Origin of the sequence: Citricoccus muralis (assembly GCF_003386075.1) — a bacterium.
GTDB classification, from domain to species: Bacteria; Actinomycetota; Actinomycetes; order Actinomycetales; family Micrococcaceae; genus Citricoccus; species Citricoccus muralis.
Window position 1 is genome coordinate 805,064 of the sequence record NZ_QREH01000001.1, and the last position, 14,657, is coordinate 819,720.

Consider the following 14,657-nt stretch of genomic DNA (forward strand, 5'->3'; position numbering starts at 1 on the left):
TCCACACGTCTGCAGGAACGCCTTAACGTGTCCGGGCCCCCTCATAGGGTCAGAACATGGAAGAATTCCTGCGCGTCGCTTCGGCCCTCGGCACCGCCGACAGGGCCGGACGTGATGCGTGCCTGAGCACCAGTAGTGCGACCAGCGGGCCACTGGATGATGTGACTGGGGCACTGTCCGGGTGGCCGGAGGGCTCCGAACAGCTCACGGTCATCCGGCAGGCCCTCGCGGGGATGGCCTCAGCTGGAACCGAGGCCGAGGCGATAGACCGGATCCGGGTTCTGGAGTCGCTCAAATCAACGTGCGCGGCGCTGCAGGCCCGTGAAGCGGTGTCCCTGGATGGCCTGCGCCGGGCTCGGGAAGCCGACGAGGGGGTGCCGGCCGACCAGCGGGGCCGTGGAGTCGGCGGCGAGGTGGCACTCGCCCGGCGGGAACCGGCCCAACGGGGTGGGCGCCACATCGGCCTGGCCCGTGCCCTCTGCCATGAGATGCCGAACACCCTCCGCGCCCTGACGGACGGTGAGATCTCCGAGGAACATGCCACGGCCATGGCACGCGAGACGGCGTGGCTGCCGGTGGAACAACGCCGGGCCGTAGACGCGCTGATGTCATGCCGCCTGGGTCCCATCGGCGTGAAGAAACTGGCCGCTGAGGCCAGGGCCCATGCCCAGCGTCTGGACCAGGAGTCCGCCGTCGCCCACCTCGAACGGTGCACAGCCGAACGCCGGGTCTCCGTCCGTCCGGCCACCGGCGGAATGGCTTACCTGACGGCCCTGCTGCCGATGCCCCAGGCCGTGGCGGTGTTCGCGAACCTCCACCGCGACGCCAGCACCGCCGTGGGGGTGGGAGATACCGCGGGCCGGACGCGGGACCAGATCATGGCTGACCTCTTGGTGGAACGAACCACTGGGCAGCACTCGGCGCCGGCGATACCCACGGAGATCCACCTGGTGATGACGGACGCCACGCTGCTGGCAGGAGACCCTACGTCCGGCTGGTTGCCCGGCCAGGGGCCGATCCCGGCGGAGCAGGCCCGGCAGATGGCGACTGACCCTGAAGCCGAGGTGTTCCTCCGTCGGCTGTTCACGGCACCGGAATCCGGACTGCTGGTGTCCATGGACTCGAAGGCCCGGGTGTTCCCTCCGCTACTGCGCCGGATGCTCGTCCTGCGGGATGACGTCTGCCGCACCCCATGGTGCGAGGCGCCCATCCGGCACGCCGATCATGCGAAGTCCCATCGCGACGGCGGTCAGACCAGCTATGCCAATGGCTCGGGACTGTGCGCGCGGTGCAACTACACCAAGGAACACGCCGGTTGGCGTCACGAGGCCACCCCTGACGGGCTGGACGTCATCACCCCCACCGGTCACCGCTATGAGAACCGGACATCGCCCCTCCTCAGCCGAATGTATCGATCTCGTCATGAGAGATCGGTGTCCTCAGATGCCCCCGAAGCGCGTGCCGCTGCCGTCATGTCCGGTTGGAACACCGCGAGGACGCTGGCGCGGCTCTCCATGGCGGCTGCCTTGGCCGGGCCTGACCACCGGCTGGAACTCCGTGGAATAAGCCCCCCCACTCAACCGGGCACGATTTGTCGGGTAGGGGCAGCGGTTCCTCCCTACAGTTGAGCTGTGAAGGGAGGACACCATGCAGCACTGGAACCGCGCCATCGGTGACATCGAAGCGGATCTGACGGCCGACGTCGACGTCCAGGAACTGGCCAGGACTGCCATGACCTCCGAGTTCCACTTTCGCCGCATGTTCTCGACCCTTTCCGGCATGCCGCTGTCCGAGTACGTCCGACGCCGGCGTCTCACCGCCGCCACCGCCGAGATCCTGGATGGCTCCACGGTGCTGGACGTGGCCGTGCGCTATGGCTACGGCTCTGCCGAGGCGTTCAACCGGGCCTTCAAGTCACTGCACGGCATGACGCCGACCGAGGCACGTCGTCCCGGCGCCGTCCTCCATTCTCAACCGCAACTCAGATTCCATCTGACCGTCGAAGGGACCACAGACGTGAAGCACCGCATCATCGAGAAAGCCGCGTTCACCCTGGTGGGAGTCAATACCCGCGTTCCCCTCATCCATGAGGGGGACAACGCCGCCATCGCCGACTTCGAACGCTCTATAGACCCCGACCTCCGGACGCAGCTGGCCGAGCTCTCGGACCAGGAACCGGCCGGCAGCGTGGCTGTCACCGTCAACATCGACGAGCCGCGCGCCGAGGGCAGCTTTCTGGATTACTGGCGCGCGGTCGCCACCACGCGCCCGACGCCGGCCGGCCTGGGATCGCTCGACGTTCCGGCTGGGCTGTGGGTCGTCTTCGACACGGAGGGCGACTTCCCCGAAGCGCTGCAACAGCTCTGGGCAGATGCGGCGACCGAGTGGTTCCCGGCCAATCCTTACCGCTGGGCCCCGGGTCCCGAGTTGCTCTCCGTGCAATCAGACGAGGGCCGAACCAGCGGTCGCGGCCAGTTATGGATTCCTATCGAGAGGGACTGATGATGGCGATGAGCATCTGAGTCTCGGCCACGTCGAGTCGGCTGCGCCTCTCCCGTGACTACGATGAACGCACTATGACACCACGTCCCTTCGGCTCGCGCGCTGGATCCCCTGACCCGCCCGAGCCGGTGCGTGGCCTGACCGCCGATGTCATCGTGATCGGTGCCGGTGCGGCCGGATGCGCGACCGCTGCCGCCCTCGCTGAGGATCCGGACCTGCGGGTCCTGGTCGTGGAGGCTGGATCGTGGAACCGCAACCCCCTGGTGGCCGTGCCGAAGGGATTCGTGCGGACCATGTTCGACCCGCGGATCAGCCTCGAGTACCCGGCACTCCCGGCACAGGAACCGGGCCCCGTGGACGTGTGGCGGCGGGGCCGGGGCGTCGGCGGCTCCACGCTCATCAACGGCACCATGTACCTGCGCGGAGAATCCCACCTCTATGACGGCCTGGCGGATCACCTCGGCCCGGGCTGGTCCTGGTCTGCCTTCGGTCTGGCCTTCGATCGCCTGGAAGCCGCCCTGCCCGTCTCCGCGCCGCCGTCCGAACCTCCGTCTGAGGTCCTGCAAGCCCTGATCGCAGGCCTCGGGGAGATCCGGGTGCCGTTCGTGCAGGACGTGCGCGCCGCCGTCGGGTCCCGGGTGGGACGGACCCCGGCCACCATCCGAGCCGGGATGCGGCGGAGTGCAACCACGCTGCTGCGACCCGGACTCCGTGCCGGGAACCTGAGGGTGCTCACGGGGCAGACGACCGTGCGGGTGCTGGTCGCCGGTGACCGTGCGGTCGGCGTGGAGACTGTCCTCGCCGACGGCAGCCGCGTTCGTCACAGCGCCCGGCTTCAGGTGGTGCTCACCGCCGGGACGGTGGAGACACCGCCGCTCCTGGAGCGCTCGGGCATCGGAGACCCGGACCGGTTGCGGCACCTCGGCATCGACCCCGTCGTCTCAGCGCCGCGGGTCGGTGAAGGTCTCAAGGAACAACGAGGAGCCACCGTCAAAGCCCGGATCCGCCCCGGGCTGGGGCTCAACGGCAGGCTCGGGACCACCCGAGGGTTGCTTGGTGCCGCCGCCCAATACCTCGTGACCCGGTCGGGGCCCCTCGCCTCCGGCCCCTACCCGCTCGCCGCCTCCGTGGACTCGACCGGTGGGAACCGGCCGGACCTGCAACTGCTGCTCACCGACGTCTCCACGAACGGCACGGGCCTGGCACCGGCGGACCATGCCGGACTGATGATCCAGGCCTATGCCCTCAGCCCGTACTCCACCGGGTCGGTCCACGCGGCGAGCACCGACGCCCGCCGGCGCCCGCACGTCCGTGCACCCCTGCTCGAGGATCCCCGTGACCGGGCCGCGGCTGCCCATGCCCTGAAGGCGGCCCGCGCAGTGCTCGCCGCACCGGCGCTCTCGGAAGTGGTCATCGAGGAGGACCTTCCCGGAGCCACGGTCGCCGACGGTGATGACGAGGCTGCCGCCGAATTCGTCCGCACCTCCGGCGGCGGCATCTATCACGCAGTGGGGACCTGCGCGGCGGGCGGACCGAACGCTGTCCTGGATGAGCACCTGCGCGTGCGTGGCATCGACGGGTTGCACGTGGCCGACCTCTCCGCACTGCCCACGCACCCCTCCGGAGGGACGGCCGCCGTGTCCATGGCCCTGGGGCACCTGGCCGGGACCCGGATCCGGGAGGGTCGATGACGGCCGTCGCACGGACCCAGGGCTCCTATACCCGCCGAAGCGGTGAGCTGGTGTTCGGCGGGTCGCCGTGGGGACTGGCCCGGCTGTCCGCTCCGGCCCGTCCCTTCGCTACGAGGGCACTGCGCCGCGGCGCTGGGGCCGTCGAGCCGATCGACGACGTGGAACGTGCCACGGCACGATTGCTCGTGGACCGCGGCCTGGCCCTGCCCGTCCACCCGCCCCGCCGGCCTCGTCCGGACGAGGTGGACGTGATCGTGCCGGTCCACGGTTCGGCCGTGCCCCTGGCGCGCCTCCTCGGAGCACTGCAGGGCCATCGGGTGACCGTGGTGGATGATGCCTCGATCGCCGCCGATGCCCGGGAGATCGCACGGGTTTGTGCAGTTCATGGCGTGCGGCTGGTGGTCCTGCCCGAGAACGTCGGACCCGGCGGCGCCCGCAATGCCGGCCTTGCCGCGTCGAACGACTCGGCCGAGGTGCCGGCCGATTTCATCGCGTTCCTGGACGCGGACACCGTGCCCACCGAGGACTGGTTGGACGTCCTCCGCCCTCACTTCGACGACCCGGCGGTGGCCGTCGTCGCTCCTCGCGTCCGCGGCACCGTGACGGGCTCCGGTGGGGGCACCGTCCTGGAACGGTTCGAGTCCCGGCGCGGTGGACTCGATCTCGGTCCACAGGCGCGGCGTGTCGCTCCCGGTGGACAGATCGGCTATGTCCCCACCGCCGCACTGCTCGTACGCCGCGAGGCCCTGCCGGACCCGCCCTTCGAACCCGGGCTGCGAGTGGGGGAGGACGTCGACCTCATCTGGCGACTCGTCGCCGCCGGCCACACCGTCCGGTATGTGCCGTCCGCCGAGGTTCATCACGAGGTCCGCCCTGGGCTGCGGGACTGGTCCCAGCGCCATGCGGCCTATGGAACCTCCGCCGTACCGCTCGAGGACCGGCACCCCGGCCGCCTCGCCCCAGCGACCTGGGGGTGGCCCGGTCTGGCGGTGCTCGCGGGATGCCTGGTGGCTGCCGGCGGCCGGGGTGCGATGCGAGGGATGGGCCTGGCGGTCGCCGCGGGTGGTGTGGCAGTCCAACTCGGCGCCGGCGTCCGCCGATTCCACCGTCGGGGTCTGCCCGTCTCCGGCGGCGCCGAGGTCGCTGTGCTCGGATTGCGGTCCGAGATCACCGCCGTCGGCAACGCCCTGCGCCGCGAATGGTGGCCGATCGGGGCGGTGGCCCTCGCGGTTTCCGCGGCGCCGGCGAGTCGGCCGCGGCGGGTGGCGCGCGCCGTCGTCGTGCTGGCCCTGGCTCCCACGGTGCCGGACACCGCGCAGGCCGCCCGGCACTGGGTTCAGGACCGCCTCAGTCATGATGACCCACCGCACGACGCCGGTGCCGCCCTCGATCCCGTTCGGCACCTTGCCCTGCGACTCGTGGCGGACGCGGCCTACGGTACCGGCGTGCTCCGTGCCGCGGTGCGGTCCCGGCGGTGGGCGGTGCTGCGGCCGCGGCTGCGCGGTCGGGCGGCCTAGAATCTACTGCTTGTGCCGTCTATCCCGTGAGGCCATCGAATGCAGCGGTGGCTCGGCCGCGGAGCCGGACGAACAGGTCCGCCCCCTCGGCGGCGCTGGCGCCCGTCGGATCGCCGAGCACGCCGTTCGGGCTCACGCCCCGCACCCCGTGGGCCTTCATCTCGGCGAAAAGCTCTCGCACGGGTGTGGTGTTGCCGGGCTCCGCGTGTTCGAGCCGCACCCGCTCCGGGGTCAGGTGCAGCATCAGCGAGGTCTCGGTCCGGCCGGCATGGGCGTCCATGCCCGGCAGGCCGAGGTGGTGGAGGAGTAGTGTCCGTCCTTCGGCCGTGCACAGGTCGGCTGCGGACCGGAGGGCATCTACATTGCCGCCATGGCCGTTGACCACCATGACCGCTGAAAACGCCGGAGTGGAGCTGCGGACCACCTCGACGACGAGCTGACGCAGGGCGTCACTGCCGATGGACAGTGTGCCGGGGAAGCCGGCATGTTCCCCGCTGGCACCGATCGGCAGGGTCGGGGCGAGAGCCGCACGAGGCCGGGCGTCTGCCACGGCGGCGGCCACCGCCGTGGCGGTGACGGCATCCGTGTCCAGGGGAAGGTGTGGACCGTGCTGTTCCAGTGCCCCGATCGGGAGTACCAGCACCGGGGCCGCCCCGCCGAAGGTCTGCGGGTTGATGTCCGGCCAGGTGGCATCAGTGAGTCTCATGGGCGTTCCTCTCCTGCGTTTCCCGGATGGTCCCGACGGTCGTGGTTCTCCCGTGGTCCTGCCGGAGGGTCCAGTCGCGTCGACAGCTGCGCGGCGACGCCCTGCTCCAGCCGGTCCAGGTCCACGATCGCGGCGAAGGCGGTGTCGATGTAGGTCGTGAGGTCGGTATCGGGTGAGGGGATCCACTGCCGATAGGCGGCGACGGCCGCGCTCAAGGCGACCTCGCCGACCAGCTCGGGGAAGAAGGACGTGGGCTCCATGTCCAGGCGCCGAGCCGTGAACTCCGCGATGACTCGCCGCCAGTCCAGGAATTTCACCAGGGACCGGGCGATCAACTCGGGCTCCGTGAGGATGAGTCCGAGCCGGGCACGGTGCTGGTCCACAGCCTCCGGCGGTACGCGGTTGAATTCCACGACGGATTGACGCACGGCTGCCATCAGGGGGATGTCATCCGGCACCAGGGCCAGTTCTCCGCGGAGCCGTTCCACTTCCCGGGCGAAGTCTCCCCAGGGCAGGTCCGCCTTCGTCGGGAAGTAGCGGAAGAAGGTTCGGCGGGACACTCCCGCTGCATCGGCGATCTGCTGGACCGAGACGTGCTCATACCCGTGGCGAGTGAAGAGTTCCACGCCGATCTCGGCCAGCACGTCATGCGTGGTGGCACGGGGACGGCCCAGAATCCGGTCAGGTGTCTCGTGGTTCTCGGTCATGGCTCCTCCTCTCACCTCTAGAAAGATTGTTCACCAGGTTGTGAACGATCCATTGCATTGGCACCCAGTGTCATTTAGTCTCCCATCATGTGAGTGATCCAGCTCACATCTTTTCAGCACTTTCCCGGGAGGAACTATGGAGCAGACCAGCGCCCCAGCCCAGAGCACGGACCCCGAGGTCACGGCGGACGACCTTGTGGAGGATGTCTCGATCGACGGCATGTGCGGGGTCTACTGACCTTGGCCACCACCACACACCCGGCTGTGGATCCGGGATCGGGGCTCGGCCTCGATCCCGGGACGGCCTGGATCCTGAACCCGCGCGTGGCAGTGCGGCCTGAACCCTTCGGAGCACTGCTCTACCACTTCGGCACCCGCCGCCTCAGCTTCCTCAAGGACACCCGTCTCGTCGACCTGGTCACCGCACTGGCCGACTTCCCGAGTGTGGACGCGACGTTCACCGCCCTGGGAATCGACGAGGATGCCCGATCGGGCTACGTGTCCGCCCTGCAACGACTCGCCGACACGGACATGCTGCTGCCGGCCACCGACCACGCCTGACGACTCAACCCACGGGAGTATCCCTTGACCCTCGCCCCCGAGCGCCGTCCTTCCCTCATCGACCACTTCGAACGCGGTCTCGATTCCCCGATCTGCCTCACCTGGGAGCTGACCTACGCCTGCAACCTCAGCTGCTCGCACTGCCTCTCCGCCTCCGGTCGCCGTGACCCGAACGAGCTGTCCACCGAGCAGTGCAAGGAGATCATCGACGAGCTCCAGCGGATGCAGGTCTTCTACGTCAACATCGGCGGCGGTGAACCCACCGTCCGCTCCGACTTCTGGGAGATCGTCGAGTACGCCACCAGCCATGACGTCGGCGTGAAGTTCTCCACCAACGGGGTGCGCATCGACGCTGCCGCGGCCCAGCGGATTGCCGACAACGGCTACATCGACGTGCAGATCTCCCTCGACGGGGCTACCGCGGAGGTCAATGACGCCCTGCGGGGCAAGGGATCTTTCGACCTCGCGGTCCGGGCGATGCAGAACCTGCGTAATGCCGGGGTGGAGGGCTTCAAGATCTCCGTGGTCATGACCCGGCACAACATCCCGCAGTTGGATGAGTTCAAGGCCCTGGCGGACGAGTACGGGGCCACGCTGCGCATCACCCGGCTGCGGCCCTCCGGACGGGCGGTGGATGTCTGGGATGACATCCACCCGCGTCCGGAGCAGCAGCGCGAGCTCTATGACTGGTTGGTGGCGCACGGGGAGGGGGTCCTGACCGGGGATTCGTTCTTCCATCTCTCGGCCTATGGGGAGTCCCTTCCGGGGCTGAACCTGTGTGGCGCGGGGCGGGTGGTGTGCCTGATCGACCCGGTCGGTGATGTCTACGCCTGTCCCTTCGCGATCCATGATGAGTTCAAGGCCGGTAACACGGTCACCGATGGCGGTTTCGCCAAGGTGTGGCGCGGCTCTGAGCTGTTCACCGAGCTGCGGGAGCCCCAGACCGGCGGGGCCTGTGCCGGGTGCGGGTTCCTGGAGACCTGCCGCGGTGGGTGCATGGCGGCGAAGTTCTTCACCGGCCTGCCCCTGGATGGTCCGGACCCGGAGTGCGTGCGTGGACTGGGCGAGGAGCTGCTCCAAAGTCGTGAGGCGGACCTGGAGTTCCCGCGGCCCAGTGTCGACCGGTCTCACCGGACCTCACCGCCCCGGCCGCGCGCGAAGTCCCGGCCCGTGCCGGTGAGCATCGGCATGGGCGCACCCGCACGCCCGCCTGTCAGTGCCTGTGAGATCGACCCTCTGGCCGGATTCGTGCCCCCGAGCGCATCTACGGCGTCATCGTCCTGACCGGATCCCCCTCCGTCACAACCGAATATCCACATCCACCTACCGACAAGCAACCCCATCACCAAACGGACCAAGGAGTCACATCATGGGTGCACGTCTCGAAGGCAAGGTCGCGTTCATCTCCGGAGGAGCACGGGGGCAGGGCAGAAGCCACGCCGTGCGTCTCGCGGAGGAAGGCGCCGACATCATCACGTTCGACGTCTGTCAGGACGTGGAATCGAATCCCTATCCCGGCCCTCGCGCCGAGGACTTGGCGGAGACCGTCCGCCAGGTCGAGGCCCTGGACCGGCGCATCATCGCACGCCAGGCCGACGTCCGCGATTTCGCGGCAGTCAAGGCCGTCGCGGACGAGGGCTTCGCCGAGTTCGGGCGACTCGACATCGTCTCCGGCAATGCCGGCATCCTGGGCGAGATCAATCCTCTGGCAGATCAGTCCGAGGACGGCTGGCAGGAGATGATCGACATCAACCTCACCGGCGTCCGCCACACGGTGAAAGCCGCACTTCCGCACCTGCGTGCCGGTGGCAATGGCGGCGCGATCGTCCTCACCAGCTCGACGGCCGGCATCAAGGGCTACGCGAACATGACCCACTATGTTGCCGCGAAACACGGTGTGGTGGGACTCATGAAGACCCTGGTGCTCGAGTTGGGACAGGAGAACATCCGTGTCAACACCATTCACCCCACGCAAGTGGACACGGACATGATCCAGAACGAGGCGATCTACAAACTGTTCGTCCCCGGCAAGGACCACCCCACCCGGGAGGACTTCGCAGAGGTCTCCCGGACCATGCAGGCACTGGACATCGACTGGGTCGAGGCCCGGGACATCTCCAACGCCCTGCTGTTCCTCGCCTCCGACGAGGCCCGTTACATCACCGGTCAGCAGCTCAAGGTCGACGCCGGCCAGACGAGCCTCTAAGCAGAAGGGATCTTCATCATGGGTGCACGTCTCGAAGGCAAGGTCGCGTTCATCTCCGGAGGAGCACGGGGGCAGGGCAGAAGCCACGCCGTGCGCCTCGCGGAGGAAGGCGCCGACATCATCACGTTCGACATCTGCCAGGATGTCGACCACGTTCCCTACGCGGGACCCACCGCCGAGGACCTGGCGGAGACCGTCCGCCAGGTCGAGGCCCTGGACCGGCGCATCATCGCACGCCAGGCCGACGTCCGTGACTTCGACGCAATCAAAGCCGTTGCAGATGAGGGCTTCGCCGAGTTCGGACGTCTCGACATCGTCTCCGCCAATGCCGGGATCTCGGGCGAGATGGCCGAAGCCGACGTCATGTCGGAAAGCGGCTGGCAAACGATGATCGACATCAACCTCACGGGGGTGTGGCACACGGCCAAGGCCGCGATCCCGCACATCAAGGCCGGCGGCAACGGCGGCTCGATCGTTCTCACCAGTTCCCTGGCCGGGCTCAAGGGTATGGGTAACATCGCCCACTATGTCTCGGCCAAGCACGGTGTGGTCGGTCTCATGCGGACCCTGGCCCTTGAGCTGGCCCCGCACAGCATCCGGGTGAACTCCATCCACCCGACCCAGGTGGACACCCCCATGATCATGAACGAGGCGACGAAGAAGCTCTTCCGCCCCGATCTGGAGAACCCCACCGACGAGGATTTCGCCGCGACGTCCCAGTCCATGAATTCGCTGCCCATCCCGTGGGTTGAGCCGGTGGACATCTCCAATGCACTCCTCTTCCTCTCATCGGAGGAGGGGCGTTACATCACCGGCGTCCCGCTGCCCGTGGATGCCGGCGCCGGTCTCAAATCCGTCGTCTTCTGACTCCGATCCCCGTTCGTGGCGGATGCCCCCTGTCCACGTAGATCCACGGCCCCATAGGCCTACCTACGTCACACTCCACCGCGCCTCATGAATCATCACCAATCATCACCACGCCTCACGAAGGAGCCCTGAACCATGGTCGGACGGTTAGAAGGAAAAGTAGCCCTCATCTCGGGAGGAGCGCGTGGCCAGGGCCGTAGCCACGCCGTGCGCCTCGCCGAGGAGGGGGCAGACATCATCACGTTCGATGTCTGCGGACCCATCGACGGTGTGCCGTACCCCGCACCGAACCAGGCGGACCTCGATGAGACCGTCCGCCAGGTCGAGGCTCTGGACCGGCGCATCGTCGCCCGCCAGGCCGACGTCCGTGATTACGCCGCCGTCAAGGCTGTGGTGGACGAGGGCGTCGCCGAACTCGGGGGGCGGCTGGACATCGTGTCCGCCAGTGCCGGGATCTTCACGTTCGGACCGCTCGCGGCCGAGACAACGGAGGAGGACTGGGACACCATGCTGGACATCAACCTCAAGGGTGTCTGGCAGACCGTCAAGGCCGCGACGCCCCACATGATTGCCGCAGACAACGGTGGGTCTGTGGTGTTGACCAGTTCCACGGCGGGCATCAAGGGCACCTATGGCGTCGCGGCGTACACGGCGGCCAAACACGGCGTGGTGGGACTGATGAAGACTCTCGCGTTGGAACTGGGACCCCAGAACATCCGGGTCAACTCGGTCCACCCCACGTCCGTGGCCACGCCCATGGTGCTCAATGACGCGCTGTACAACCTCTTCTCGCCGGACAGTCCGACCGAAGAGTCCTTCCGCGAGACCATGCACGCCTCGCATGCGCTGAACGTCGGCATCATCGAAGCCGTGGACATCTCCAACGCCATCCTCTGGCTCTCTACGGATGAGGCCCGCTACGTGACCGGCACCCAGATCAAGGTCGACGCCGGCTACACCACCAAGTAACTCCGAGTCGTCTGTGACGACGCCAAGAATCAATACCCGATATCTGTACTGACAAAGGAGTCAGCTCATGGCAGGACGCATGGAAGGCAAGGTCGTTTTCATCACGGGTGCCGCTCGGGGTCAAGGCAGGAGCCACGCGCTCCGCCTAGCCGAGGAGGGCGCTGACATCATCGCCGTCGACATCTGCGAACCGATACCGGGAGTCACTGAGTATGAGGGGTCGACGCCGGACGATTTGAACGAGACGGTCAAGCAAGTCGAGGCCCTCGATCGCCGCATCGTCGCCGAACAGGGTGATGTCCGTGACCCCGACCGCCTCAAGCAGGTCGTGGACCGGGGCGTCGCCGAACTCGGTGGCCGATTGGACGGCATCGTGGCCAACGCCGGCATCGATATCTTCAACCATTGGCACGCCTTCTCGCAGGACGATTGGCAGACGACGATCGACATCAATCTAACCGGAGTGTGGAACACGGTCCGAGCAGCTGCCCCAGTGATGATCGACGCTGGCAATGGCGGTTCGATCGTGCTCATCTCCTCGGCCAACGGCATCAAGCCCGGACCGTTCAACGCGCCCTACAACGCTGCCAAGTTCGGTGTCACGGCGCTGGGGAAGTCCTTCGCACAGGAGATGTCGAGGGACGGCGTGAGGGTCAACACCATCCACCCGGGTCCGGTGGACACCCACATGGCGCAGGGGGTCGACAGGATCGTGGAGCTTGAGAGCGAGAATCCGGGACTGCTGGCCATGCTCAACGGCTTCCCCCGTGGTGACGCGGAGGGGATCAGTCTGATGTCGCCACGGGAGATCTCCAACGCGGTCCTGTACCTGCTGTCCGACGAGTCCACGTGGACGACTGGATTGCCGATGGCCGTCGACGGCGGCATGTCAGCGACCTGACGTAACAGCCGACGACGTCACCGAACAGCACTATCGGCACGAATCACTCACCGAGCGAGGAGCAGATGAGCATCCAATCAACGGGCCTGCGGGACACCAGCCACGTGTCCCGCGTCCGCGAGAGCCTCGGCCGCCGCGTCGTCGGCCGAGAACGTGAACTCGACCTGGTCCTCGCCGCAGTGGCGGCCGGGAGGGACATCCTGCTGGAAGGCCCTCCGGGGACGTCCAAGTCCACGATCCTGCGGGCCATCGCCGAGGAATGGGGCATCCCGTTCGTGCTGGTCGAGGGCAACGCGGACCTGACCCCATCGAAGCTCCTCGGAGGGCATGACCCCGCCCGTGTCCTGCGGGAGGGGTACCGGGACGAGAACTTCGTGGATGGACCGCTCGTGCGGGCCATGCGCGAGGGCGGCTTTCTCTACATCGAGGAGTTCAACCGTGCGCCGGATGACACGCTCAACACGCTGCTGACGGCCATGGCGGAGCGGGAGGTCACGATCCCGCGGATCGGAACCATCACGGCCCAGCCGACCTTCCGCATCATCGGATCGATGAATCCCTACGACAACGTCGGGACCACTCGGTTGTCCACCTCGGTGCACGACCGGTTCAACCGCCTCGTCCTCGGGTACCAGGACGCCGCGGCGGAGCATCGGATCGTGGCGTTGCGCACCGGCCTGGGGCCCGACGGCGGCGAGGACGTCCCAGCGCGGCTCGCCTCCGCGCTGGTCACGGACGCCGTCGCCCTGACCCGGGCCACTCGGGAACATGAGGACACCCGCCAGGGCAGTTCGGTGCGGGGTGCCATCGACTTGGCCCTGGTGGCCGCACAACTGCTGAACCTGCACGGCTTGGACACTCCGGGTGAGGGTCGGGTGAGCGCAGAGGACACCCCGCGGCGCCGCTATGCGGACGTCATCCTGGACGCCGCCATGGTCTCCCTCTCGGGGCGCCTCCACGTGGACGAGGCGGCGGGGACCACGCCCGAGCGCGTGCTCCAGGAGATCTGGGAGGACCACTTCATCCTGAGACCTGCAGCGGCGGAACCGGGTTGAAGGCAGATCGAGGACGAAGCTCCCATCGTGCGCCGGACGCAGGAGGCACCGGGCCGGCGTCGCAGGCCGAAGGTGCTCGAGGAGGACCCGACGGTCTTCGAGCCGGCCACCGGCGAGGGTGGGGGGCAGGTGCTGACGGCCAGCGGTGCGGGCAAAGACGCCACCGCCCGGGTCCGGGGAACGGCCGCACCGGGGGAGACCGGCGAGGACAGCAGGGTCATCGACCTGGAGGACCTGGACGAGCACGCGGACCGGGAAGCACTGCGCCGGGCACGCGAAATCGCCCTGTCCTTGGCGATTCCCCAGCCGCCGCGGCGGGCGACGGCGCGGCGTGGACTGGGCGACCTGGAGCAGCTCCCGTTCCGGGGCAGTGCCGAGGACATCGACCTGGAGGCGACGGTGGAGAACCTCGTGGCCAAGCCGGTCCCGGAACCCTCGGACATCGTGGTGCGCGAGCGCACCCGGCAACGCCGGGCGATGGTGCTGCTCCTCGATGTCTCGGGCTCGATGCGCGGGGAGAGGGTCCGCTCGGCCGCGGCTGCCGTGGGCGCCATCGTGGGGGAGTTCGCCCGGGACGACCTGGCCGTGATCGCGTTCTGGTCCGATGCCGCCCGCATCGCATCGATGGGCCAGGCCGGCACCCCGGGTGGGATCCTCGAGACACTCGTGCGCATCCCGGCACGCGGGCTGACCAATGTGGAGCATCCCCTGCGCCTGGCCCGGGACGAACTCGCCAGGGTTCCCGCGGCGGAGGGCCGTGTGCTGCTGCTGTCCGACTGCGTCCACAACGCCGGACCGGACCCCCGCTCTGCGGCCGCCAGCCTGCCCCGGCTGGACGTCCTCCTCGACACGTCGGGGGAGAAAGACGTGGACCTCGGGCGCGACCTGGCCCGGCTCGGGCGAGGACGGCTGGAGACCGTGCGTACCTTTCGGGACCTGCCGCGGGCCCTGTCGAGGATCCTGAGCCCGTGAAGT

General features: G+C 68.2%; 15 protein-coding genes. 13 read left to right on the forward strand and 2 right to left on the reverse strand.

The features are described 5' to 3' along the window. Nucleotides 1–56 precede the first annotated feature (56 nt). The 4 genes from C8E99_RS03490 to mftF all read left to right on the forward strand — a co-directional run bounded on the left by C8E99_RS03490 (nt 57) and on the right by mftF (nt 5,710). Nucleotides 57–1,628, forward strand: coding sequence for an HNH endonuclease (locus C8E99_RS03490; protein ID WP_115931125.1), 1,572 nt, complete (start codon nt 57–59; stop codon nt 1,626–1,628). A gap of 19 nt (nt 1,629–1,647) precedes the next feature. Then, a complete protein-coding gene (locus C8E99_RS03495) occupies nt 1,648–2,502 on the forward strand; it encodes an AraC family transcriptional regulator (RefSeq protein WP_115931126.1) in 855 nt (284 codons plus the stop codon). A 74-nt stretch (nt 2,503–2,576) separates the two neighbouring features. Next, nucleotides 2,577–4,193, forward strand: a complete 1,617-nt coding sequence (locus tag C8E99_RS03500) for a GMC family oxidoreductase (RefSeq protein WP_115931127.1) — start codon at nt 2,577–2,579, stop codon at nt 4,191–4,193. Then, nucleotides 4,190–5,710, forward strand: a complete 1,521-nt coding sequence (gene mftF / locus C8E99_RS03505) for a mycofactocin biosynthesis glycosyltransferase MftF (protein WP_115931128.1) — start codon at nt 4,190–4,192, stop codon at nt 5,708–5,710. Before C8E99_RS03500 ends, mftF begins: the two co-directional genes overlap by 4 nt. A gap of 19 nt (nt 5,711–5,729) precedes the next feature. Here mftF and mftE read toward each other — a convergent pair whose 3' ends face one another. Next, nucleotides 5,730–6,416, reverse strand: coding sequence for a mycofactocin biosynthesis peptidyl-dipeptidase MftE (gene mftE / locus C8E99_RS03510; protein WP_115931129.1), 687 nt, complete (start codon nt 6,414–6,416; stop codon nt 5,730–5,732). Next, nucleotides 6,413–7,123, reverse strand: a complete 711-nt coding sequence (mftR, locus tag C8E99_RS03515) for a mycofactocin system transcriptional regulator (protein WP_115931130.1) — start codon at nt 7,121–7,123, stop codon at nt 6,413–6,415. The genes mftE and mftR overlap by 4 nt, the downstream gene beginning before the upstream one ends. A gap of 136 nt (nt 7,124–7,259) precedes the next feature. Here mftR and mftA point away from each other — a divergent pair, with 136 nt between their 5' ends. From mftA to C8E99_RS03560, 9 genes are all read left to right on the forward strand, one after another. Further along, a complete protein-coding gene (gene mftA / locus C8E99_RS03520; protein ID WP_115931131.1) occupies nt 7,260–7,361 on the forward strand; it encodes a mycofactocin precursor MftA in 102 nt (33 codons plus the stop codon). Between the two features lie 2 nt (nt 7,362–7,363). Further along, the gene (gene mftB / locus C8E99_RS03525; RefSeq protein WP_245952063.1) at nt 7,364–7,684 is read left to right on the forward strand and encodes a mycofactocin biosynthesis chaperone MftB; all 321 of its coding nucleotides are present in this window, start codon (nt 7,364–7,366) and stop codon (nt 7,682–7,684) included. 24 nt (nt 7,685–7,708) lie between these two features. Beyond that, the gene (mftC, locus tag C8E99_RS03530) at nt 7,709–8,968 is read left to right on the forward strand and encodes a mycofactocin radical SAM maturase (RefSeq protein WP_115931133.1); all 1,260 of its coding nucleotides are present in this window, start codon (nt 7,709–7,711) and stop codon (nt 8,966–8,968) included. 85 nt (nt 8,969–9,053) lie between these two features. Then, complete coding sequence (locus C8E99_RS03535; RefSeq protein ID WP_115931134.1) at nt 9,054–9,890, forward strand: mycofactocin-coupled SDR family oxidoreductase; 837 nt, start codon at nt 9,054–9,056, stop codon at nt 9,888–9,890. An 18-nt stretch (nt 9,891–9,908) separates the two neighbouring features. Continuing rightward, nucleotides 9,909–10,757 carry a mycofactocin-coupled SDR family oxidoreductase gene (locus C8E99_RS03540; RefSeq protein WP_115931135.1) on the forward strand — a complete coding sequence of 283 codons (849 nt, stop codon included), beginning with the start codon at nt 9,909–9,911 and terminating at the stop codon, nt 10,755–10,757. Nucleotides 10,758–10,892: 135 nt separating this feature from the next. Continuing rightward, entirely contained in the window at nt 10,893–11,726 is an 834-nt protein-coding gene (locus C8E99_RS03545) for a mycofactocin-coupled SDR family oxidoreductase (RefSeq protein WP_115931136.1), read from the forward strand. A 67-nt stretch (nt 11,727–11,793) separates the two neighbouring features. Beyond that, entirely contained in the window at nt 11,794–12,627 is an 834-nt protein-coding gene (locus tag C8E99_RS03550; protein WP_115931137.1) for a mycofactocin-coupled SDR family oxidoreductase, read from the forward strand. Nucleotides 12,628–12,692: 65 nt separating this feature from the next. Next, nucleotides 12,693–13,682 (forward strand): AAA family ATPase, encoded by a 990-nt coding sequence (locus tag C8E99_RS03555; RefSeq protein WP_115931138.1) that lies wholly within the window; start codon nt 12,693–12,695, stop codon nt 13,680–13,682. Nucleotides 13,683–13,709: 27 nt separating this feature from the next. Further along, entirely contained in the window at nt 13,710–14,654 is a 945-nt protein-coding gene (locus C8E99_RS03560) for a vWA domain-containing protein (protein WP_115931139.1), read from the forward strand. The last annotated feature ends 3 nt before the right edge of the window (nt 14,655–14,657 follow it).